General features: G+C 60.6%; 21 protein-coding genes. 12 read left to right on the top strand and 9 right to left on the bottom strand.

What is annotated here, in order from left to right; translation table 11 throughout:
• Window positions 1-607: 607 nt before the first annotated feature.
• The gene (locus ACMGF7_RS20050) at window positions 608-2,701 is read left to right on the top strand and encodes a putative bifunctional diguanylate cyclase/phosphodiesterase (RefSeq protein WP_306377452.1); all 2,094 of its coding nucleotides are present in this window, start codon (window positions 608-610) and stop codon (window positions 2,699-2,701) included.
• Here the strand turns inward: ACMGF7_RS20050 and ACMGF7_RS20055 are convergent.
• Window positions 2,698-3,897, bottom strand: coding sequence for an MFS transporter (locus ACMGF7_RS20055; protein WP_164094993.1), 1,200 nt, complete (start codon window positions 3,895-3,897; stop codon window positions 2,698-2,700). The genes ACMGF7_RS20050 and ACMGF7_RS20055 overlap by 4 nt on opposite strands.
• 135 nt (window positions 3,898-4,032) lie before the next feature.
• On the opposite strand from ACMGF7_RS20055, the gene ACMGF7_RS20060 reads away from it, so the two are divergent.
• Entirely contained in the window at window positions 4,033-4,950 is a 918-nt protein-coding gene (locus ACMGF7_RS20060; protein ID WP_021504584.1) for an ABC transporter substrate-binding protein, read from the top strand.
• A 53-nt stretch (window positions 4,951-5,003) separates the two neighbouring features.
• On the opposite strand, the gene ACMGF7_RS20065 is transcribed toward ACMGF7_RS20060, so the two are convergent.
• Complete coding sequence (locus tag ACMGF7_RS20065) at window positions 5,004-6,779, bottom strand: sigma-54-dependent Fis family transcriptional regulator (protein ID WP_076740219.1); 1,776 nt, start codon at window positions 6,777-6,779, stop codon at window positions 5,004-5,006.
• 277 nt (window positions 6,780-7,056) lie between these two features.
• On the opposite strand from ACMGF7_RS20065, the gene ACMGF7_RS20070 reads away from it, so the two are divergent.
• Window positions 7,057-8,577 (top strand): aldehyde dehydrogenase family protein, encoded by a 1,521-nt coding sequence (locus tag ACMGF7_RS20070; protein ID WP_420286601.1) that lies wholly within the window; start codon window positions 7,057-7,059, stop codon window positions 8,575-8,577.
• A gap of 55 nt (window positions 8,578-8,632) precedes the next feature.
• Here the strand turns inward: ACMGF7_RS20070 and adhP are convergent, their stop codons facing one another.
• The 3 genes from adhP to ACMGF7_RS20085 all read right to left on the bottom strand — a co-directional run bounded on the left by adhP (window position 8,633) and on the right by ACMGF7_RS20085 (window position 12,064).
• Window positions 8,633-9,649: an alcohol dehydrogenase AdhP gene (gene adhP, locus ACMGF7_RS20075; RefSeq protein WP_004928541.1), complete on the bottom strand. Its 1,017-nt coding sequence runs from the start codon at window positions 9,647-9,649 to the stop codon at window positions 8,633-8,635.
• 197 nt (window positions 9,650-9,846) lie between these two features.
• Window positions 9,847-11,136 carry a bifunctional sulfur transferase/dioxygenase Blh gene (blh, locus tag ACMGF7_RS20080; protein WP_004928544.1) on the bottom strand — a complete coding sequence of 430 codons (1,290 nt, stop codon included), beginning with the start codon at window positions 11,134-11,136 and terminating at the stop codon, window positions 9,847-9,849.
• Between the two features lie 16 nt (window positions 11,137-11,152).
• Window positions 11,153-12,064: a sulfite exporter TauE/SafE family protein gene (locus ACMGF7_RS20085; RefSeq protein WP_321147673.1), complete on the bottom strand. Its 912-nt coding sequence runs from the start codon at window positions 12,062-12,064 to the stop codon at window positions 11,153-11,155.
• A gap of 65 nt (window positions 12,065-12,129) precedes the next feature.
• Between ACMGF7_RS20085 and ACMGF7_RS20090 the strand changes: the two genes are divergently transcribed.
• Together ACMGF7_RS20090 and ACMGF7_RS20095 are read left to right on the top strand one after the other, a co-directional pair.
• Window positions 12,130-13,368, top strand: a complete 1,239-nt coding sequence (locus ACMGF7_RS20090; protein WP_049241037.1) for an NAD(P)/FAD-dependent oxidoreductase — start codon at window positions 12,130-12,132, stop codon at window positions 13,366-13,368.
• A gap of 127 nt (window positions 13,369-13,495) precedes the next feature.
• Window positions 13,496-13,789, top strand: a complete 294-nt coding sequence (locus tag ACMGF7_RS20095; RefSeq protein ID WP_004928553.1) for a SelT/SelW/SelH family protein — start codon at window positions 13,496-13,498, stop codon at window positions 13,787-13,789.
• A 6-nt stretch (window positions 13,790-13,795) separates the two neighbouring features.
• Here ACMGF7_RS20095 and ACMGF7_RS20100 read toward each other — a convergent pair whose 3' ends face one another.
• Window positions 13,796-14,737, bottom strand: a complete 942-nt coding sequence (locus ACMGF7_RS20100; RefSeq protein WP_015377850.1) for a LysR family transcriptional regulator — start codon at window positions 14,735-14,737, stop codon at window positions 13,796-13,798.
• Window positions 14,738-14,834: 97 nt separating this feature from the next.
• Between ACMGF7_RS20100 and ACMGF7_RS20105 the strand changes: the two genes are divergently transcribed.
• From ACMGF7_RS20105 to ACMGF7_RS20135, 7 genes are all read left to right on the top strand, one after another.
• Entirely contained in the window at window positions 14,835-16,034 is a 1,200-nt protein-coding gene (locus tag ACMGF7_RS20105) for an MFS transporter (RefSeq protein ID WP_049188839.1), read from the top strand.
• 94 nt (window positions 16,035-16,128) lie between these two features.
• Window positions 16,129-16,623, top strand: a complete 495-nt coding sequence (locus ACMGF7_RS20110; protein WP_004928561.1) for a TIGR00645 family protein — start codon at window positions 16,129-16,131, stop codon at window positions 16,621-16,623.
• A gap of 188 nt (window positions 16,624-16,811) precedes the next feature.
• Window positions 16,812-17,267 (top strand): 3-hydroxyacyl-ACP dehydratase FabZ, encoded by a 456-nt coding sequence (gene fabZ / locus ACMGF7_RS20115; protein ID WP_015377847.1) that lies wholly within the window; start codon window positions 16,812-16,814, stop codon window positions 17,265-17,267.
• Between the two features lie 30 nt (window positions 17,268-17,297).
• Window positions 17,298-18,086, top strand: coding sequence for a spermidine synthase (locus ACMGF7_RS20120; protein ID WP_049241041.1), 789 nt, complete (start codon window positions 17,298-17,300; stop codon window positions 18,084-18,086).
• 80 nt (window positions 18,087-18,166) lie between these two features.
• Complete coding sequence (locus ACMGF7_RS20125) at window positions 18,167-18,361, top strand: ribbon-helix-helix protein, CopG family (protein ID WP_004928567.1); 195 nt, start codon at window positions 18,167-18,169, stop codon at window positions 18,359-18,361.
• Between the two features lie 145 nt (window positions 18,362-18,506).
• Window positions 18,507-18,908, top strand: a complete 402-nt coding sequence (locus ACMGF7_RS20130; protein ID WP_015377846.1) for a VOC family protein — start codon at window positions 18,507-18,509, stop codon at window positions 18,906-18,908.
• A complete protein-coding gene (locus ACMGF7_RS20135; protein WP_170310335.1) occupies window positions 18,908-19,447 on the top strand; it encodes a dihydrofolate reductase family protein in 540 nt (179 codons plus the stop codon). The genes ACMGF7_RS20130 and ACMGF7_RS20135 overlap by 1 nt, the downstream gene beginning before the upstream one ends.
• On the opposite strand, the gene ACMGF7_RS20140 is transcribed toward ACMGF7_RS20135, so the two are convergent.
• From ACMGF7_RS20140 to ACMGF7_RS20150, 3 genes are all read right to left on the bottom strand, one after another.
• Window positions 19,432-20,826 carry an MFS transporter gene (locus tag ACMGF7_RS20140; RefSeq protein WP_197798863.1) on the bottom strand — a complete coding sequence of 465 codons (1,395 nt, stop codon included), beginning with the start codon at window positions 20,824-20,826 and terminating at the stop codon, window positions 19,432-19,434. The two genes, ACMGF7_RS20135 and ACMGF7_RS20140, sit on opposite strands and share 16 nt — an antisense overlap.
• A 113-nt stretch (window positions 20,827-20,939) precedes the next feature.
• Window positions 20,940-22,007 carry an oxidoreductase gene (locus ACMGF7_RS20145; RefSeq protein ID WP_076740223.1) on the bottom strand — a complete coding sequence of 356 codons (1,068 nt, stop codon included), beginning with the start codon at window positions 22,005-22,007 and terminating at the stop codon, window positions 20,940-20,942.
• Between the two features lie 12 nt (window positions 22,008-22,019).
• Complete coding sequence (locus ACMGF7_RS20150) at window positions 22,020-22,769, bottom strand: DeoR/GlpR family DNA-binding transcription regulator (RefSeq protein WP_033645883.1); 750 nt, start codon at window positions 22,767-22,769, stop codon at window positions 22,020-22,022.
• Window positions 22,770-22,825: the final 56 nt, after the last annotated feature.

A 22,825-nucleotide genomic window follows, 5' to 3' on the forward strand; every position in this document is an offset into this window, starting at 1 on the left:
GCCAGAGACCACAGCAGACGTGGTCTCGTGTGATGAACGTTGCCTGTCATCCGAACCGCTACCTGGGGATCATTACGTGAATGCATTTGCGACACTATCCAGTTTTGCTAATGATTATCATTCGCGAGGCTATCTCACACGTCAGCAAAGTGTCAACAGATGAAACAAAACATTTCTTGATTTATATCATCACTTTTCTCGTCATCGCCCGGGAACCGTGCTTTGGCGTCTGTTGAAACGTGCATAAAATGGTGAGCATCACCGCCATAAGCGAGGATTTCTTCAGTATTGGTGCATAGCGCAAGCAAAATGCCGAGCGCAACAACAGCATGGCAGCTAAACATTTCGCCACATTGAAACATCAATATTGATTACTTTTTCAGACAGTAAAACATCGTAGTCAGAGCACTTATTTTTCGATGCAATATAAGAGGGGCTTATAAATAACAGGAGTATTCCTAATGCGTTCTTGCGTAATCTATTTCATGCTACCAGGCTGGTTCTTAGCCACGCCCGCTGGCTATTTCCATTTTCATTGGCAATGACTATATTGAAAGAGGCTCTGCTATAGAGCAAGAATATGGGTAATTTTCCGAGGAAATACCGCATGACCCTGTTGCCCAAGCAGAGTAATAACAAAAATCCGATTGATCTCTATAGCGAAATCGTAGACGACTTGCCAGGTCTGATTTGCTTCGGCAACCGCCTTGGCGGTTACTTCAATAAGCAGTGGCGCGACTATACCGGCGCCATCGCCGGTGAGCACTCCGCCGCAGACTGGCTCGATGCACTGCATCCCGACGACCGCGATCGCCTGGCCGCGCAATGGCGCCAGGCGATCGTTGCCCTCTCCTCGTTCGCCGGCGAAGCCCGTCTGCGCGAGCGCAGCGGCGCCTACCGGTGGTTTATGCTGGCGTTTAACGCCCGTCAGGACGGCATGGCGCAGGAGCCCAGCTGGTACCTCACCGCCACCGACATCCATCCGCAAATGCTGCAACGCCAGCAAAACGTTCAGGCGCTCTCTATCCAGCAAGACATGCTGGACGCCAGCGTCGACTGCATCAAAGTGATCAATCACGACGGCACGCTGCGCCACATGAATCGCTCCGGCAGCCTGGCGCTCGGTCTTGATCCGGCGCAAAAAGAGTTTGGCATGCCCTGGCTGGGGCTGCTGTCCCCCGAGATCCGTCGCCGCGGCGGCAAGGCGCTGCGCAACGTCAGAGCCGGAAAAAATGCGCGCTTCACCGGATTGAGCGTGACGCCTCAGGGTAAAAAACAGCACTGGGACAACATTCTCACACCGGTCAGCGATGAACACGGCGCCGTGGCCGAGATCTTGTGCGTCTCGCGCGACGTGACGTCGCAACGCGTGATGGAACAACGTCTGTTGCTCGCCAGCGAATATGACGAATTGACCGGCCTGCCCAACCGGCGCTTATTCAAGAAAAAGCTGAAGCAAGAGATGAAACGCGCCCTGCACGGCAAAAAGTCGCTTGGGCTGATGCTGCTGGATCTTGACCACTTCAAGCTGGTGAACGACACGCTGGGCCACGCGGCGGGCGACCATCTGCTGCGGGTCTTGGGTAAAAGGCTCAGCGCCTGCATGAGTGCGCATTCGTTCGTCTCCCGCCTCGGCGGCGACGAGTTCGCCGTGGTGATCAGCGATGTCGAAAACGAGCAGGATATTTTCCGCATCGCCAACAAGTTTCTGCTGCAGTTGGAGACGCCGATCACCCACGGCGGCAAGACGCTGCATTGCGGCATGAGCATCGGCGGCGCCATCTATCCCAAAGACGCTCGTGACGCTTCGGAGCTGATGAAATGCGCCGATACCGCGCTGTATGAACTGAAAGACGGCGGCCGCGGCGGCGTCTACATGTTCGATCGCAAGATGATGGACAAAGCCCGCGCCCGCGCCAGCCAGCTCAACTACGCGCGCCAGATCGTGCGCGACAACTGCATCCGCCCCAGCTACCAACCGAAAGTCTGCCTGATCGACGGCAGCATCGTCGGCTTTGAAGCGCTGCTGCGCTGGCACTGCCCGCAAAACGGCGTACAGCTGCCGGCGACGGTAAGTGAGGCCTTCAACGACTACGAATTGGCAACCAAGATCAGCGAAGCCATGCAGCTGAAAGTCTTCGCCGATATCGCCCGCTGGCGCGCGGCCGGCGTGGCGGTGCGGCCTATTTCGCTGAATGTGTCGCCGATCGAGTTTTTACGCGACAACTACGCCGAAACCTTCCTGCAACGTCTGCTGAAGTTCCGCATTCCCCATCACCTGATCGAACTGGAAGTGACCGAACACGCGTTCAACAAGCACGGTTCGAAATACGTACTGCGCGCGCTGCAAATGCTTAAAGAGATGGGTATTCGCATCGCGCTGGACGACTTTGGCACCGGCCACTCCTCATTCAGCCATATCATGGATTACCCGCTGGACTGCATTAAGCTGGACTGCGACTTTATTCAACGCATGAACACCGAACCGGCGATCCTGGCGATCGTGGAAAGCATCGGCATTCTCGGTCAAAAACTGTCGATCGATATCATCGCCGAAGGCGTGGAAACCGAGCAGCAGCGCCAAACGCTGTGCGAAGCCGGTTTCCATATCGGCCAGGGTTTTCTGTTCAGCCGGGCGGTGGAGTCCCAGCAGGTGCCCGAGTTGCTGCAGGCGATGCCGCAGTTTGTCGAGGGCCGCTAAGCGCCCTGCCGTTCGCCGAACGGTGCCAGCTTCATGCCGACCAGCGTCACCACGCAGATGATCGCCCCGGCGTAAAAGGTGGAGGCGGAACCGAACAGTTCCCACAGGGTTCCGGCGCCGAGACTCGCCAGCAGCAATGCCGCGCCACCGATCAGATTGAACATGCCGAACGCGGTGCCGCGCAGGTGCGCCGGCGCAGTGTGCGCCACCATCGCCGCCAACAGTCCCTGCGTCATGCCCATGTGCACGCCCCACAGCGCCACGCCAAACAGCACGCCCGCCCAATGATCGCTCAGCGCCAATACCAGGTCGGCGGCGATCAGCACCAGCAGCCCGGCTTTCAGCAATCCTTCATGGCTCATGCGGTCGGACAATTTACCGAACGGATAGGCCGAACAGGCGTAGACCAGATTCATGGCGACCATCACCAGCGGGATCAACGCCAGCGGCGTGCCGCCCTGCTGCGCCTTCAACACCAGGAACGCTTCACTGAAGCGCGCCAACGTGAAGATCGCGCCGATGCTCACCACCCACCAATAGCTGCGCCCCAATAGCCGCAGGTTGGCGCGGGTGATCGGGTTGGTGCGTTTGTGGGTTATCGCGGCGGCCGGCTCTTTCAGGCCGAAAAACAGCAGCGCAATCGCCAGCGCCGCCGGGATCGCCGCCACCCAGAAGATGGCGCGAAAATCGTTGTGCCACAGCAGCATCAGGCCGACGGCCAGCAGCGGCCCTAAAAAGGCGCCAACGGTATCCAGCGACTGGCGCAGCCCGAAAGCCGCGCCGCGGATCTCCGGCGGCGTCACGTCGGCCACCAGGGCATCGCGCGGCGCCCCACGGATGCCTTTGCCCACGCGATCCAGCAGGCGCGCGCTCATCACCATGCCGGACGACGACGCGATGGCGAAAAACGGTTTGCTGATGGCGCCCAGCCCGTAGCCCAGCAGCGCCAGCCCCTTGCGTTTGCCGAGGTAATCGCTGAGCACGCCGGAGAACACCTTGACGATCAACGCCGTCGCCTCCGCCAGCCCTTCGATCAACCCGATGACGATCACGCTGGCACCGAGCGTCGTCGCCATAAACAGCGGCAACAGGCTATGGATCATCTCCGAGGAAACGTCCATCAGCAGGCTCACGCCACCCAATATCCACACGCCGCGCGGTATGCGCGAAACGCGACGACATGGTGCATCCTCGATCGATTCAGCGCCGCCAGAGGCGCCTCATGATTTTTCCAAGATTGGTTAGTTGATTTTGTTCGTTCACAGATCTGCCGCCTTTAGAGATAGTGCAACGACCGTGTGACACCCATAATAATGAAGGTAATTAACATAATGATATATAGCAAAAAGATGATAGTGATTGCGGCGCTGCTGAGTTTTTCCGCCGCCGCCGCACCAGGCGTGGATCTCGTCGCCAACGAAACGCCGATCCACACGGTGAAGAGCGCCGAAGCCGTGGCCAAAATCCCCGCCGGCTTCCGGTTCGTGGAACCCGGCACGCTGACGGTCGCCATTTCTCTGCTGGGCAGCGGCCCGCCGTTCGGCCTGTACGCCCGCGACAATAAAACGGTGATTGGCAGCGAGGCGGACATTGCGCGCCTGGTGGCCGACGGTTTGGGGTTAAAACTCAAGCTGGTGCCCACCTCGTGGGAAGACTGGCCGCTGGGGGTGGCCTCCGGCAAATATGACGCCGCGGTTTACAACATCACCGTGACCAACGAACGCAAGACCAAATTCGATTTCGCCACCTATCGGCAGGATACGCTGGGTTTCTACGTCAAATCCGACAGTAAAATCACCCAGATCAAAACCGCGCCGGATATCGCCGGTAAAAAGATCATCGTCGACTCCGGCACCAATCAGGAAGCGGTGCTGCTGGCCTGGGACAAAGAGAACCGCGCCAAAGGGCTGGCGCCGCTGCAGCCGGTGTATGTCACCGACAAGGCCGCCTCCACGCTGGCTATTCAGTCCGGCCGCGCCGACGCCACCTTCGGGCCCAACGTTTCCGGCGCTTATCAGGCGCGGCTGACCGGCAAAACCCGGCTGGTGGGCATCGTGCCCGGCGGCTGGCCGAAGACCGCCAACATCGCCGTCACGCTGAAGAAAGGCAACGGCCTGGTGGACGCGGTGCAGGCTTCGCTCAACAGCGCCATCGCCAACGGCAGCTATCTGCAGGTGCTGGATCGCTGGGCGGAGAGCGACGAGAAGATTGCCCATTCCGAGATTAACCCGCCGGGGCTGGGGGATTGAGAGAGCAACAGGCCCCGCGCAGCGGGGCCTTATCGCCGCTCAATCGCGCCGCCTTATTCCGCCGCCGTTTTCTGCCTCCCCAGCTTGCGGTACAGCGTGCTGCGTGAAACGCCGAGCGCCTTCGCCGCCCGGCTGAGATTGCCGCCCGCCCTGTCGATCGCCGCCTGCAGCGCCCCCAGATCGGTATCGGCGTTCTCTTGCCGCGGCGCCAGCACCGCGATGGACTGAGGAAGATCGTCCAGGGTAAGCACCGCATGATCGTCCGCCAGCGCCAGCAGCACCTTGAGCGTACTCAACAGTTGCCGCACGTTGCCGGGCCACGGATAGCGCGCCAGCATCGCCAGCGCCTCCGGCAACAGACGAATGTCGCGCCGCTCGCCGCCCAGATCTCGCCACAGCTGCAAAATGAAGGCCTCCAGCTGCGCCCGCTCTCTGAGCGGCGGAATGCGCAGACTGTATTCCTGTATGCGGTACAGCAAATCCTCGCGAAACGCCCCCGCCTCTACCTGCCGATGCAGATCGTGGTGCGTGGCGCAGACCAGCGCGAATTCGACCGGATAAGCGCTGCGGCTGCCGAGCGGGGTGACCGTTTTTTCCTGTAATACCCGCAGCAGGCGCGTTTGCAGGCCCGCTGGCATGTCGCCGATTTCATCGAGAAACAGCACGCCGCCGTCCGCCTCGCGGATCTTGCCGATGTAGCCTTTCGGATTGGCGCCGGTAAACGCCCCCGGCGCATAGCCAAACAGTTCGGATTCGATCAGCGGCTCAGGCAGCGCCGCGCAGTTGATCGCCACGAAGTTGCCGTTGCGCCAGCGGCTCTCTTGAAACAGGCGGCGGCTGAAATGCTCTTTACCACAGCCGGTTTCGCCGGTCACGCACAGCGAAAGGCCGGCGTTGAGAATGCGCAGCGCTTTCTGATGCTGCTCGTCGTGCCGTTCCGCCGGCGGCGCAGAACGCAGAGCGCTGACGCGGCGCTGCGGCGCCTCAAGCAACGAATAATAGTGCTGTTGATTGCCTGCCAGCGTCTGGCGCGGTGCCCCGGAAGGCTGTCGCAACAGGTCGGGAAACAGCTGGGTGAACTCAACGGAGCCGAATGAGGCCGACGAGAGCTGGAACTCCATCATCGCCAGTCGATTGGCAGCGATCAGCACTTCGTCGTGAAACACCAGTAGCAGCTCTTGCGCACTGCCCAGGCAGCGGGCATCGGCGTGCAGACGCAGCGTCCAGTGGCGGTCGGCGATCGCGCTTCTGACCCAGCGGTGTTCGATATGCCGCACCGCCTGCATGATCAGGCGCTGTGCATCGCGGTACGGGCGCTGCGCGGGTGCGGAGAGATCCAGTATGCCGGCAATGCGGCCATCCGGCCGATAGATCGGTGCGGCGGTGCAGTTCAATCCGGCATTTTGGTTGAGAAAATGCTGGTCGCCGCGCACTTCGCAGAACGCGCCCAGCGCCAGCGCGGTGCCGATGGCGTTGGTGCCCCGCTCCGCTTCTCCCCACTGGTTGCCCGGCGCCAGCGCAAAGCGCGACGCCTTATGCAGAAAGTCAGTATTGCCGCGGGTTTCCAGCACCAACCCGTCGGCGTCGGCGATCACCACAATGGCGGGCTGGCGCGTAATTTGCGCGCCCAGCTGCTCGATCAGCGGCTGTACCCGCTGCGGCACCCAATCGTTGCGGCTGCGCAGCTCTTCGAGCAATCCGGCTTTGATAAACGGGATATGTTGATCGGTGCGCGTCAAGCCATAACCCTGGCTGCGTTGCCAGGATTCCGCCAACGGCTGGGTCAGCAAGCTGGCGCCCTCTGCGGGCAAGCGGTCGTCAGACAACATGCGTTTCTCCCCCGTTCGCGAGTGTTGCAAATGTGTATCATAAATGTGTACCAGGCGTTGCGACACGGGACACAAAAAATCATCGGCGACGGCGGCGCCGCCCGAAGTTCTCAGCCCTCTCAATGCTTAAGGTTTTAATAACTCGTTCTTTTTTTTTACGGATGCTACCTCTGTCGCTAATCTGGCACGCGCCGTGCTTCTCTGTGCTGCGGCGACATGCCGCATTCACAGGCGCAGCCCAATAGCGCCGCTTTTCATCTGCAGAGAGGTGCTTAACATGAAATATGTCCACCCCGGTTTGCCTGGCTCGCTGGTTTCGTTCCGCAAACGCTATGGCAACTACATTGGCGGCAAATTCGTCGAACCGGTATCCGGCAACTACTTCACCAACACCTCGCCGGTGACCGGCCAGCCGATCGCCGAATTCCCGCGTTCCGACGCCAAAGACATCGAGCTGGCGCTTGACGCGGCGCATGCGGCGGCGAACGCCTGGGGTAAAACCAGCGTGCAGGAGCGTTCCAACGTGTTGCTGGCGATCGCCGATCGCATCGAATCGCGGCTGGAGATGCTGGCGCTGACCGAAACCTGGGACAACGGCAAACCGATCCGCGAAACCCTGAATGCCGATCTGCCGTTGGCGGTCGACCATTTCCGTTACTTTGCCGGTTGCCTGCGCGCGCAGGAAGGCACCGCGGCGGAGATCGACCAGAACACCGTGGCCTACCATATCTATGAACCGCTGGGCGTGGTCGGCCAGATCATTCCGTGGAACTTCCCGCTGCTGATGGCCGCCTGGAAACTGGCGCCGGCGCTGGCGGGCGGTAACTGTGTGGTGCTGAAACCGGCGGAACAAACGCCGCTCGGCATCAGCGTGCTGATGGAAGAGATCGGCGATCTGCTGCCGCCGGGCGTGCTCAACGTGGTGCAAGGTTTCGGCGCCGAGGCCGGCGAAGCGCTGGCGCGCAGCAAACGCATCGAAAAAATCGCCTTCACCGGCTCCACGCCGGTTGGCCGCCACATCCTCGCCTGTGCGGCGGAGAACATCATCCCCAGCACCGTCGAGCTGGGCGGAAAATCGCCGAACATTTATTTTGAAGACATCATGCAGGCGGAACCGGAGTTTATCGACAAGGCGGTTGAGGGGCTGGTGCTGGGCTTCTTCAACCAGGGGGAGGTTTGCACCTGCCCTTCACGCGCACTGATCCAGGAGTCCATCTACCCGCAGTTCATGGAGAAAGTGCTGGCGCGTATCGCCACCATCCGCCAGGGCGATCCCTTCGACACCGAGACCATGATCGGCGCCCAGGCGTCAAAACAGCAGTACGACAAGATCCTGTCCTATATCGAGATCGCTAAAAACGAGGGAGGCAAAATCGTTGCGGGCGGCGAGCCCGCTCAGCGCGGCGACGAAGTGCAAAACGGTTTCTACCTGCAGCCGACGCTGATTACCGGCAACAACAGCATGCGTTTCTTCCGCGAGGAGATCTTCGGGCCGGTGATTGGCGTCACCACCTTCAAGGATGAGGCCGAAGCCCTGGCGCTGGCCAACGACACCGAGTTCGGGCTGGGCGCCGGGCTGTGGACCCGCGACATCAACCGCGCTTACCGCATGGGCCGCGCGATCAAGGCCGGCCGCGTGTGGACCAACTGCTACCACCTGTACCCGGCGCACGCCGCGTTCGGCGGCTACAAGAACTCCGGCATCGGACGCGAAACCCACAAGGCGGCGCTGTCGCACTATCAACAGGTGAAAAACCTGCTGGTCAGCTACGACGCCAAGCCGCTGGGCCTGTTCTGAATCCGGCGTAATGACAAGAAGGCCACCCGCAGGTGGCCTTCTTTTTTCGCGTGGCCTACTTCGCCATGCCGAGATCGATCACCATGCGACCGCGAATGGTGCCCGCCTTCATCTCGTCGAAGATGGCGTTGATATCCCCCAGCGGCCGCTTGGTCACTTTCGGCGTCACCTTGCCTTCGGCGGCGAACTGGAACGCCTCCTTCAGATCTTCGCGCGTGCCCACCAGCGAACCCACCACCTGAATGCCGTCCAGCACCAGGCGCGGAATGCTCAGATCCATGCTCTCCGGCGGCAGCCCCACGGCCACCACTTTACCGCCGGCGCGCACCGCATTCACCGCCGAGTTGAAGGCGGCTTTCGCCACCGCCGTCACCACCGCCGCGTGAGCGCCGCCGGTTTGCTGCTGAATGATCTCCTCCGCGTTTTGCGTTTTGGAGTTGATGGTCAGATCGGCGCCGATCTGTTTGGCGAACTCCAACTGACCGTCGTTGACGTCGATGGCGATCACTTTGGCGTTAAACACGTTCTTGGCATACTGCAGCGCCAGGTTGCCCAGCCCGCCCAAGCCGTAGATGGCGATCCACTGTCCCGGTTTGATATCGGAAATCTTCACCGCCTTGTAGGTGGTGACGCCGGCGCAGGTGATGCTGCTGGCGGCGAAAGAATCGAGCCCATCCGGCACTTTCACCGCGTAGTCCGCCACCACGATGCACTCTTCCGCCATGCCGCCGTCAACGCTATAGCCGGCGTTTTTCACCGAGCGGCACAGGGTCTCGTTGCCGCTGACGCAGTATTCGCAATGGCCGCACCCCTGGTAAAACCAGGCGACGCTGGCGCGGTCACCCACTTTTAACGAGGTGACGCCCTCACCGACGGCGGAGACCACGCCGATGCCCTCATGCCCCAACGTAATGCCCGGCACCTCACCGAAATCGCCATTTTTCACGTGCAAATCGGTGTGGCACACCCCGCAACACTCCATTTTCAACGCCGCTTCGCCGTGCTTCAGCGGGCGCAGCACTTTATCCTGAATGTCTACGGTATGGTTTTTCGTCACTACGGCAGCTTTCATGGTGTTTTCCTTAGCAGAGTGGGAAGTACAGTTGTTAATGTAGTGACTGTATTCGGTGAGGGCAAGTGCCACCTGTTTTGTGTAAAAACAAATAATTAAATATGAATCAGTCTGCTTATTTCATAAAAAACCATTAACAGACGGCGCGATCGCCTTGAGGTTGGCAGCCGTGAACGATCGCGCCTCCACGGCTTGATTTACCCCTTGAAGCGATTAACAGGGATTTTGAGGTAGTGCCGCCCATCATCTTCGCAATCTGGCAGAACGCCGCCGCGAATATTGACCTGCAGCGCCATCAGCATCAATTCCGGATGCGGCAACGTGGCGTCTCGCTGCTTTCTTTGCGCGATAAATTGGGCTTTATCCATGTTGGCCACCCAGGGGTTGTTCTCGCGCTGCTCTCGCACGGTGCTTTCCCAGCGGGCCTCACGCCCCGCCGGGCGATAATCATGGCCGGTAAACAGGCGGGTATCCGCTGGCAGGCTCAAGATCCGCTGCAACGAATCCCACAGGGCTTCCGCATTTCCGCCGGGGAAATCGGCCCTTGCGGTGCCGCTGTCCGGCATGAAAAACGTATCGTGAATAAACGCCGCATCGGCGATGTGATAAGTGACGGACGCCAGGGTGTGGCCAGGAGACAGCAAGACTTCAGCACGCAGGTTGCCGATAAAAAAGACGTCCCCATCCGCAAACAGCGCATCCCACAGGGTCTCGGCAGGAGGCAATTCTTTCAAATTATAGATGTCTTGCCACAGCCCCTGCACAGCGGTAATTTTTTCGCCTATGCCGGTGAGGGCGCCGGTTTTCTGCGCCAGCCAGGTGGCGGCAGAAAAATGGTCGGCATGCGGGTGCGTATCCAGCACCCAGGCCACTCCCCATCCTTGCTGCTGGATAAAGCTTAAAATGGTGCGGGCCTGCTGATGCGAGACCGTGCCCGATCGGCGATCAAAATCCAGCACCGGGTCGATGATGGCGCAGCGACGCGCTGCGGGATCGGCGACGACATACTGCAGGCTGCCGCTTTCCGGCTCATAAAACGCGTGCACTTGCGCGTGAGGCTGAACGGCCTGATGCCGGCCATACCAGCCCAGCGCCTTATCGGCATCGGCGCCATACTCTGCGCACTGGCTGCGGAATTGCGCTTCGTCTATCTGGCCTTCGCGCAGCGCATACAGCAGGGAAAGGCAGGCAGAACGCGCTCCGCTCCTGCAATGCGCCAGGGTCTTCTCACCCCGCCGCAACAGGTAATGGAAGATATAAACGGTCTCCCAGGTCAGCGTGTCGAATGTGTAAGGCAGATAGACGTAGCCCATTCCCCATTGCTCAGCCAACGCTTTTTCTTGTTGATGGTTAAGGTACTCGCCCGGCTCTTCATCTGGCCGATTGTTGACGATAAACCGATAGCCTTGTTGATGCAGGATGGCGAAATCATTCGCTGCGGGCGCCCCCGAAAAGGAGAGCTGATGATGGTAAGTACGGATGTGCATATTTTTTCCTTTTGTTTTATAGGCTTTTAAAAAGCATATAAAGGGCCAGCACCAACAACATGCCGGCATAGAGCACACGGATAATGTCCTCGCGTTTTTTCAGGCGCTCGGTGAGCGCCACCCCCACGACGCCCCCCAGAACACCGCCGACGATGAGCCAGCAGGTAATGACCAGCGACACCTTGCCGGACATGGCATAGCTTGCGCTTGTCGATAATCCCATGGCGGAAACCACGACCAGTGAGGTCGCCACCGCTTCAACCAGCGAAAAGCGGAAGAACCAGAGCAGCGCCGGCACCACCAAAAATCCGCCGCCGATGCCCAAAAAACCGGCCACCGCGCCCAGCGCCAGCACGCTGGGCCACACGATGGCGGGATGAAATGTCGGATGGGAGGACGGTAATCCGTTGCCTGCCCGATGATTTTTTTTCAGCGTCAATCCGGCGACAACCAGCATCAGCAGAGAGAAAGGCAGGGTTAAATGGTGCCCGTCCGTCATTTTTCCCACCTGAGAGCCCGCCAGCGTTCCCACCACCGCCACCAGCGAAACGGTAACGCCGGTCCGCCACCGGACGTTTCCTTTGGCGGCATGAACAAAAAGATTGATCAGCGCGCTAATGGCAACGGACATGGCACTGGTGCCTATAACCAAGTGCGTATCCGGGATTTTCACCATATACAGCAACAAGGGCACGCAGACGATGGATCCGCCTCCCCCGGTCAGAGCCAGGAGAAATCCGACTATTCCCCCGGTTATCACCAACAGCGTCAGGGTATAAAAAGTAAAATGGAAAAAATCCAATGCATTAATTCCCTTTCGATATTTATGGCATTTATTAACGATCAGTTTGCGTTGATTGTCAAATAACTTATTACATTTGGCTATTACATATAGCAAAATCGAATATGCGAATTTTAATATAACCATAAGTTCTATAAATTATCTTTAAATCTGAGCCGCAACCCCCTACTTTCTTATGAAAGGAGACCTGCATGAAACCAGAAAAAATAAACACCCTGAAGAAAGTTGTTGTTATTGGCGGTGGTTCATCTGGCATCGGCGTCATCGCAAGCTTAAGGAAGCGAGTTAAAGATGCGGATATAATTGTCGTTGAACCCAATGACTGTCATTATTACCAGCCGGCATGGACCCTGGTGGGCGGCGGGCTCTTTGATATCAATAAAACGCAGCGCGCCATGCGCGATGTTATTCCTTCTGGCGTCTCATGGCTCCAGGACAGCGTTGTCAGGGTTGATCCCAATGAAAAATATATAGAGACCCGTCAGGGTAAACGCGTAAACTATGATTTCCTTATTGTTGCCTGCGGCCTTGTTTTACGTTGGGATAAAATAGAAGGCCTTGAAGAGACGTTAGGATTTAACGGCGTCACCTCTAATTATCGTTTTGATCTTGCAGAATACACCTGGCAACTGGTCCGGGAGATGCAAGGCGGCAAGGCGATATTTTCCCAACCCACGCTTCCCATAAAATGCGCCGGCGCGCCGCAAAAAGCCTTATATCTTTCATGCGACCATTGGCGGCGGCAAGGCGTTCTGAATAATATTAACGTCAATTTCTGTCTTGCGGGCACGGCGGTTTTTGGCATTCCGCAATTTGTCCCCCCGCTGAGCGGCTATTTGGAAAAATACCGTGCACAGGTCAACTTCAATCATAATTTAATCCGTATAGATGGCGAAAATCGGCAAGCGATATTTGCCGTGGAGACAAATGAAGAGGAAAAACGCGAGTTAACCCTGCCCTTCGATATGCTTCACGTGGTGCCGCCTCAATCAGCCCCGGCGTTTATTTCGCAAAGCGGACTCGCGGATGGCGCCGGCTGGTGCGATGTGGATAAATTGACGCTGCAACATAAGCATTGGCCGGATATTTTTGCGGTAGGCGACTGTTGCTCAACGCCAAACGCCAAAACCCTGGCGGCAGCGCGAAAGCAGGTGGTGGTGGTGGCGGAAAACGTCGCGGCACGTATTCATGGCACGCCTCTCACAGCCCATTATGATGGTTATGGTTCCTGTCCATTGACGGTCGAGAAAGGCAAAGTTGTGCTGGCGGAGTTTGGCTATGACGGTAAATTGCTGCCCACGTTTCCACTGCTCGACGCAACCCAGCCCAGCCGTATGGCCTGGTGGCTGAAAGCCTGGTTTTTACCCCGGTTTTATTGGGCGGGCATGCTGCGCGGGGTTGAATGGTTTGCCGGAAGCAAGCGGCCGTGATGCGCACTCGGCTCCCCTTGTCGCTCTGGCCGCAGCAGGCGCTTGACTATTTGGCGATACACAGCCACCATCGCTTGCGAGCCAGCAGGCTGATTGCAAGCCGTCACCACTAACCGGTCGATCAACGATGAAAAACGCACCCGCCGTTACGATTCACTACTGTTCACAATGCAACTGGTTGCTGCGCGCCGGCTGGATGGCGCAAGAGCTGCTGAACACCTTCGGCGACGATCTCGCCTCCGTCACCCTGATGCCGGGCACCGGCGGGGTCTACCAAATCAGCGTCGATGGCGTGATGATTTGGGATCGCAAGATTGACGGCGGCTTCCCCGATGCGGCGCAGTTAAAGCAGCGGCTGCGCGATCACAGCTTCCCCGATCGTTCTCTCGGCCACAGCGACGGTAAAAAAGCCAGACACTGAAGGCCGTCAGCGCCCCGTCGGCGGCTGCGCGCCGAGAATGCGCGGCATCGTTTCTTTCATCATTTCCATGAATTTGCGTAAACGCGCGGGATAATAGCTGGCGTAGGGATACAACAGGTAAATAGGCAGTGGCTCGGCTCGCCACAGGGGTAACAGCGTCTGCAGAGCGCCTTGCGCCAATTCTTCTTTCACCACCCAAGACGACACGATCGCGACGCCCAGCCCTTCCAGCGCCGCCTTGCGCGCCGCATAAAGGCTGTCGGTGCTCAACCTCGGCGCGATGTCGAAACGCCGCTGTTCACCGCTGGTCGCGTGGGTCAAGACGACCTCATTACGATAAAAACTGTTTACCGCCAGCCACGGCAATGAGGCCAAATCGTCGAGATCGACGATCGCCGGTCGTTCAGCCAACAGCGCCGGTGACGCCACCGTGCTGCGCGGCACCTCCGCCAGCAACACCGCCACGACCGACGGATCGGTCACCGCACCGACGTGAATGGCGCAATCCACCCCCTCGGGAATAAAGTCCGGAGAATGATCGTTTAGCGTCCACTCAACGTAAGTTTGCGGGTAGCGCCGCAAATACTCGCCCAACGGACCGATCAGCTGATCCTGGCCGAATGCGTGCGGCGCCCGCACGCGCAACACGCCGACCGGTTCGTCGCGCGCGCCGCCAAGCCCTTCTTCCAGGCTTTGCCATTGTTCGATCAGCCCCCGCGCCTGGCGGTAACAGCGCTCGCCGTCGTCGGTCAGTTTGAGGGCGTGGGTGGTCCGCTGGATCAGTTTGGCGCCCAGCAGCTGTTCCAATGCCTGCAGACGCCGGCTGATCGTCGGCTGCGAAGTGCCCAGCTGCTGCGCCGCCGCCGACAGGCTGCCGCTTTCGACGATGCGCACCAGCGTATGCAGCAAAGTTATGCGGTCGCCGTTAGGTAAGTTAATTTTATTCATACGTTGAGTGTATAACAGTTTTACCTGCGAGGGGGCTACAGCGGCATGAAGCAAGCGGTAAAAATGACCGCACATTCACCTTACAGGAATTTTTGCCATGAGCACCGCCACCACCCACGGCGCACCGTCCGCCAACGTCGTATTTCTGCTGGCCGCCGGCGCCGGCCTCAGCGTCGCGTCAATCTATTACAGCCAGCCCATGCTTGGCATGATGGGCGCCGATTTCCACGCCGGCGTCGCCGATGCCGGCATGGTGCCGACGCTGACCCAGTTAGGCTATGCGCTGGGCATTTTACTGTTGGCGCCGCTCGGCGACCGGTACGATCGCCGGCGGATCATTCTGGTAAAAGGCGCGCTGCTGACGCTGACGCTGTTACTCTGCGCTTTTGCTGCCTCGTTCCCGCTGTTGTTGCTCAGCAGCCTGGCGATAGGCCTGACCGCCACCGTCGCGCAGGACATTATCCCCGCCGCCGCCACGCTGGCGCCGGAGGCCAGCCGCGGCAAAACCGTCGGCGCGGTGATGACCGGGCTATTGGCCGGCATTTTGCTGTCGCGTGTGTTCAGCGGCGCGCTCGCCGAGTACGCCGGCTGGCGCAGCGTCTACGCGCTCGCGGCGCTGGGCGTTTTGTCGATCACGCTGGCGATCTGGCGCATGTTGCCGCGTCTTCGCCCTCATAACGCGCTGAGTTACCCCGCGCTGCTGCGCTCGCTGGGACATCTGTGGGCCGAGTATCCCGCGCTGCGGCGCGCAACGCTGGCGCAAGGCTTTCTGTCATTGGGCTTCAGCGCTTTCTGGTCAACGCTGGCGTTGATGCTGGCGGAGCGCTACCAGATCGGCAGCGCGGCCGCCGGCGCGTTTGGCCTGGCGGGGGCGGCGGGTGCGCTGGCGGCGCCGTTGGCGGGCAGTCTGGCCGATCGGCACGGCCCTGACGTCGTGACCCGTATCGGCGCGGGACTGGTTCTGGCCTCCTTCGCCTTGATGTTTCTGCTGCCGCTGTTGCCGCTCCCGGCGCAACTGGCGCTCATTGCGCTGAGCGCCGTCGGATTCGACCTGGGCATCCAGGCTACGCTGATCGCGCACCAAACCATCGTTTACGGTCTCGATCCGGCAGCCCGCAGCCGATTGAACGCCCTCTTGTTCACCGGCGTGTTCATCGGTATGGCGACCGGCGCCGCCCTCGGCAGCCGCATTCTGGCAAGCGCGGGCTGGCCGGGCGTCGTGGCGCTGGCGACGGCGGCGGGGGCCGTGGCGCTGTGGATCCGCAGCGGGCGAAAAACGGCGCGCGTAGTGGCCTGATAGCGCCCTCTGCTGGCGCAAGCGGTTGATTTCACCCAGGCCTCTTGCGCTATACTGAGCGCCCTTTTTGCTACGCATTTAAAACAATTTTATGATGGAACGCTTGCTAGAAAACGCGATGTACGCCTCCCGCTGGCTGCTCGCACCGGTTTATTTCGGCCTTTCGCTCACTCTGGTCGCCCTGTCGATCAAGTTTTTTCAGGAAATTCTCCACGTCCTGCCAAATATTTTTGCCGTTACCGAAGCCGATCTGGTGTTGACCTTGCTGTCGCTGATCGACATGGCGCTGGTCGGCGGCCTGTTGGTGATGGTGATGTTCTCCGGCTATGAAAACTTCGTCTCGCAATTGGATATCACCGAAGGGAAAGAGAAACTGAGCTGGCTGGGCAAAATGGACGCCACCTCGCTGAAAAACAAGGTCGCCGCATCTATCGTCGCCATCTCCTCCATTCACCTGCTGCGGGTGTTTATGGACGCCAAGAACGTGCCCGACAACAAGCTGATGTGGTATGTGATCATCCACCTCACCTTCGTGCTCTCCGCCTTCGTGATGGGTTATTTGGACAAGGTGACCCGCTCCAAGCACTAAACGCGCCACCACGCCCGATCGTCAGGATCGGGTGTCTTCCCCTCCTTCGCTGTTCCCCAACCGTCACCGCCGTCATGTCTTTCATCTGGCACATCTGATGATAATTTTATTATAATGTCATTACACTCATTATGGACCGAACGCCGGCCACCGCACCGGATTCGCCGCAGACAGGATCACGCACTTCCATGCCATTAAACGGTCACCCCCTGCAATTCAACGATATTCAGGCGATTCTGCCTCATCGTTATCCCTGCCTGTTGGTCGATCGCGTGCTGCCCGCCGGCACCTGCATTGCCGAAGGCCGGTTGAGCGCCATCAAGAACATCACCGCCAATGAGCCGACGTTCTGGAGCGGCCATGCGCACTTCGCCGGTTTTCCCGGCGTGCTGTTGGTGGAAGCGCTGGCGCAAAGCACTGGGCTGCTGGCGCATTATTATCTCGGGGCGTTGAATGAAGGAGAACATTACTACTTCGCTTCCATTCAGCGGGCGCGGTTTTATCGCGCCGCCCGTCCCGGCGACCAGGTGTTGATGGAGGTCGCCTTTGTACGCCGGCGGGGCGCGATCGCCCGCTTCACCGGCCGCGCCAGCATCGATGGCCGGCGCATTTGCACCGCCGATTTCATGTGCGCCCGTAAATAGGCCGCTTGCCAAAGGAAACCTGCGAATACCATGTCTCTGGTTGACAGCTTACTCAGAACCCTCGATTTCTCCCCGCGCGGCCAGGTGATCGCTCGCGAAACCGACGCCTGGGGCGAAATCATCGTTTCCGATCACAAGGACTACCGCACGCTGCGGTTTGACGGCATCTGCGAGCAAAGCAAGATGAGCCTCAGCAACCCCGCGCAGCCGATCCACAACTATATCAAAGCGATGCTGATGGCGGTGGCCTGGCAGCCGCCGACCTCGGCGCTGATCCTGGGGTTAGGCGGCGGCAGCTTGCTGCGTGCGCTGCACGCGCTCGATCCGGCCATGCGTCTGGACGTAGTTGAACTGCGCGCCGCGGTGATCGCCGTCGCGCGCCGCTATTTTACGCTGCCGGCCACCGACACCATCAGCCTGCGTACCGCCGACGCCATGGACTTTGTGCGCCCACCCGCCGAGACGCGTTACGATCTGATTTTCTCCGATCTCTATTCGGCGTTCGCCATGGATCCGCAGCAAGGCACCCAGACATTCCTGGAAAACTGCGCCGCGCGGCTGAACGACGGGGGCTGGCTGGTGCTCAATTACCACGATCTGCCCGATGAAAACAGCCTGCTGTACCACAGCCTGCACCGGATATTCGGCACCGTATTATTTTGCGTCGCCCCCAGCGGCAACGTGATCATTTACGCCACGCCGGCGCCGGTGACGTTGCCGCTCAGCACGCTGCGCACGCTGGCCGCCGGCAGCGGCGAGCTGTTCAACTGCGAACTCGGCTACCTGTCACGCAAAATAGAACGGCTGCATTTCCGCTAAGAACGAGCGGCGACGCGGTCTGGCTGGCCGCTTCGTCCACATGGTATTATCATTCAGTCATCATTCTCTGGAGGATCCTGATGGAAAAGAAAACGGCGCGGCTAACGGTGCTGATTGACCCGGACAAGAAGAAAGCTCTGGAAGAGCTGTGCCTGCAGCAGGACGTCACCCCTTCTCAGGTGGTGCGTCAGCTGATCCGCGATTATCTGCACAAGCATCAGGTGGATTATCCCAGCCAGCCGACCCACGCCAATCCGCGCGTCGAGAGCAATTGAACGGCAGCCTGCCCCGCGAACCGTGAAGCGCGCTACACCTGCGCGCGTCCCTAATCCGAATCCTCCACGGCGGTCTGTCCATCCTGCGATATCGCTGCTACTGTTTTAGGCGTTCATTATTCTCTCTTGGGGAAGGAAACGCGCCATGTTCAGCCATATTACCGTCGGCGTCAGCGATCTGGATGCCGCCGCCGCGTTCTACGACGCCATTCTGTTGCCATTGGGCTTACAACGGCGGGAAGTGACGCCGGACGGCGGTCCCGCCGCCCGCTGCTGGGTGATGCCAGGCCAAACGCTGCCGCGTTTTTACGCCTACCAACCCTTCGACAGACAGCCCGCCAGCGCCGGCAACGGCAGCATGCTGGCCTTCCTCGCCGCCGACGAGCTGGCGGTTAAACGCGCCTACGCCGCCGGTCTGCTGGCGGGCGGCAGCAGTGAAGGCGAGCCCGGCGAGCGCGCGCACTACGGCAAAGGCTATTTCGGCGCTTACCTGCGCGATCCCGACGGCAACAAGGTGCATGTGGTTTATCGGGGAGATCTCGCCTGATGAAATGCTCGGTTTACATCGCCACCAGCGTAGACGGATTCATTGCCGGACCGGACGGCGACATCGACTGGCTGCTGCGGCCCGAATATGCGGTTTCGCTGCTCAATGGGCTGAGTTTTGAAGCGTTTGTCGCCGACATCGACGCGCTGGTGATGGGCCGCCATACCTATGATAAAGTCCGCGCCTTTCCCGAGTGGCCCTATGGCGCACTGCCGGTGGTGGTGCTGTCGACGCAGCCGCCCGCGCCGCACGCAACGGGCCACGTTCGCTGGATGAATGGCGAACCGGCGGCCATCGTGACGCAGTTGGCCGAGCAAGGCTGCCGTCACCTGTATATCGACGGCGGCCAGACCGTGCAGCGCTTCCTGCAGGCCGGCTTGATCGACGAACTGACGATTACGCGCGTGCCGCTGCTGTTGGGCGGCGGTATCCCCTTATTCGGCACCGATGGCCAGGAGCAGCGCCTGCGCCTGCTTGCCGTCACTTCATCGGACAACGGTTTCGTGCAAGAACGCTACGCGGTTCAGCGCGCGCCGTAACGCAGCATCAGGCGGCGGCCGCCGAAGGCGATGATCAACGCCGCCAATGCCAACAGCGACGCCACGCCGTAGCTCACCCGCATGCCGTAAGCCGCGGCGGCCGCAGTGCCCGCGACCTGCTGCGAAGCCAGATAAAACAGCGCCCCCATCGCCGACGCGCCGGTGATCGCCCCCAGATTGCGCGACAGGTTCACCATGCCGGCGATCAGCCCGCGCCGTTCAGGAAACAGATCCTTCATCAGCATGGTGTTGTTGGCCACCTGAAACAGCGCATAGCCGGCGGTCAACAGCGCGATGGGGGCGATATAGCCAAGCACGCCCCAACGGTTAAACAGCGACAGCAACGCCGCGCCTGCGGCCACCGCCGTCAGCCCAAACTGGGCGATGCGCTGCGATCCGAAGCGATCCACCAGATAGCCGGCCGGTATGCCGGTCAGGATCGCCACCGCCGGTCCCGCCGACATCACCAGCCCGACCTGCGCGGCGCTTAAGCCCAGCGCCCGCGACAGATAGAACGGCCCGACCACCAGCGTGGCGGTCATCACCGTCATCACCAGCGCACTGGACGCCAGCCCCGCCGTCAGGGCCGGATGGCGGAACATCGACGGCGCAAGCAACGGCGATGCGGCGCGGCGTTCCACGCGGATAAACAGTGCCCCCGCCAACAGCGCCCCCAACATCAACGCCAGGTTAAGCGCGCCGAAGTCGCCGCGCCCGAGGGTCATCGCCAGCGAATAGCAGAGCAATGCGCCGCCCAGCAGCAACGTGCCGGCGCGATCGAACGGTTCCGCGCGCGTTGCCGCGCGCGGCCCATTCGGCAAGTATCGCCAGGCAAGCCACAGCGCCAGCAGCCCCAGCGGCAGGTTGATCAGGAACATCGCCCGCCAGCCGAAACCGGCGATCAGCGCGCCGCCCAACGACGGCCCCAGCGCGGTGCCCACCGCCGACATAGTGCCGAGCAGCCCCATCGCGCGGCCGATTTTTTCCTTCCCCAGAACCTCGCCCGCCAGCGCCATGGCGATCGACATCATGACTGCGCCCCCCAGCCCCTGCGCCAGGCGCGCCGCCAGCAACAGCCACAGTTGCGGAGCCAGCGCGCAAGCCAGCGAAGCGGCGGTAAACAGCGCAATGCCCGCCAGCAGCAGGCGGCGACGATTGAGGCTATCCCCCAAACGGCCGATGCCGATAATGCAAGTGGTGACGGCCAGCAAATAGCAGAGCAACACCCACTGCACCGCCTGGAACGAGGCATGGAACGCAGTGGCGAGCGCCGGCAGCCCGACGTTGGCAATGCTGATGCCAAGCGATGACAGCAGCATGCTCAGAGAAAGAGCGGCCAGTATGCCGCGGACGCCTTGCGGCGAAGGGTGGGATAACATGATGAACACTCCTGACATAGACTGCGGGTAAGCCTATGTCAGGGGTTAGCATGGCGGAAGACGCATGGCATGCACTGTATCCATGCGCCTGACGCCTTATCTGACGCGAGCCGTTACCAGGCGGCGATTTCCGCCTCGGTGAGCGGCAACGTCTGAGTCACACCGGTTTCCGCCGCCAGGGTGGCCGCTTCCAGCACCGCCATCACCGCCAACGCCTGCGCCGCGGTAACCGGGTTGGCGCCTGCGCCGCGCAACGCATCGCGCACTTGGAAGTAATACTGGCGCTGATCGCCATCCGGCGTCGGCAGCGTGCGCACCGGCTCCGTACCGATAAACAGGCTCATCGCGTCGTCGTCTTTGCCCCACTCCGCCGAACCCGGCGTCACGCCGGCCAGCAGCTGGCTCTCCTGCCCGTCGGCGCGCGCTTTGACCACGCTGCCTTTCTCGCCGTGCACGGTAAAGCGTGAGACGCCGCCCGCCACCAGCATGCTGCCGTGCAGGATCACGCGGTGCGTCGGATAGTTCAGCACCACGTGGGCCCAGTCGTTAATCTGCGCGTTGGGGCGCAACGTGGCGATGTTGGCCTGCACGCTGTGCGGCAAACCGAACAGCTGCAGCGCCTGATCGACCATGTGCGGCCCCAGATCGAACCACAGCCCGCTGCCTGGGAGGTTTTGTTCACGCCAGCGCACCCGTACTTCAGGGCGATAGCGGTCGATATGGGACTCAAAGTGCGTCACCTTACCGATCAGCCCCTGCTCGATCACCTGTTTCACCCCCAGGAAATCGCTGTCCCAGCGACGGTTCTGGAACACCGACAGCAGGCGGCCGTGCTTCTCCGCCGCGGCAATCAGCGCGCGCGCCTGCGCCAAATCCAGCGTAAACGGCTTATCCACCACCACGTGCTTGCCCGCCTCCAGTGCGGCCAGCGCCAGCGGCGCATGGGTGTCGTTCGGCGATGCGATCACCACCAAATCCACCTCCGGCCGGCGGATGGCCTCCAGCGGATCGGCGATCACCTGCGCGTGCGGCAGATCGGCATGTACCTTGGCGGCATCGCGCGAAGCCACCACGCTCAGTTCCAACCCCGGCACCGCGTTAATCAGCGGCGCGTGAAACGCCTTGCCGACAAAGCCGTAGCCAATCAGGGCCACCTGCAACGGTCGAGCGGTATCGTTCATCAGTGTTCTCCTCTAGCGGTCGTCGGCGACGACACAAAGTTCAATCAATGATTGTTCGTCCAGGTTGTCCCACGGGCGATCGGTAAACAGGCGTTGGATCTGCGCCAGATCCGCAACGTGATGCGGCTCGCAGCGATCCAGTTTCATATGGTCGGCCACCAGCCAGCGCTCGCCGCTGTTAGCCAGCATGGCGCGTTTGACCTCTGCATCGGCCTCTTCGCCGGCGCTCAGTCCCAGCTGAGGATGCACCGCGCAGGCGCCCAGCAAGGCGATATCCGCGCGGTAGCGCGCCAGCAACGCCAGCGTGGCGCTGCCGGCGAACAGCCGCTGGCGCGCATCCCACTGGCCGCCGAGCAAGATCAGATTGATCTCCGGCCTGTCGCTCAGGCACTGCGCGATATCCAGCGAAGCGGTGATCACCGTCGCCGGGCCGCGCAACGCCTGCGCCACCGCCAACAGCGTACTGCCCGCATCCAGCATCAGGGTGCTGCCGGGCGGGATCTGCGCGGCCACCGCGCGGCCAAGCCGCTGCTTGACCTGCGGCAACAGCGCAGCGCGCGCCTGGCGCGGCATGCCGGACGGTTCGAGCGCTATCGCCCCGCCGTGATGTTTCTGCGCCAACCCCTGCCGCTCGAGATCGGCCAAGTCGCGGCGCACGGTATCGACCGAAACACCGATGGCGCTGGCCAATTCCGCCACCGCCGCCTGCCCGCGTTCGCTGAGCAAATCCAGTAAATGGCGCTGTCGTGCCGCTTTGTGCATGAGTTTATTCCGCAGTAGAACGCATAAAACAGCAATATACCGCAAAAAGAAGCAAA

The sequence above is a fragment of the Serratia sp. BNK-17 genome (assembly GCF_048684935.1).
In the GTDB taxonomy this organism is placed as follows: Bacteria; Pseudomonadota; Gammaproteobacteria; order Enterobacterales; family Enterobacteriaceae; genus Serratia; species Serratia nematodiphila.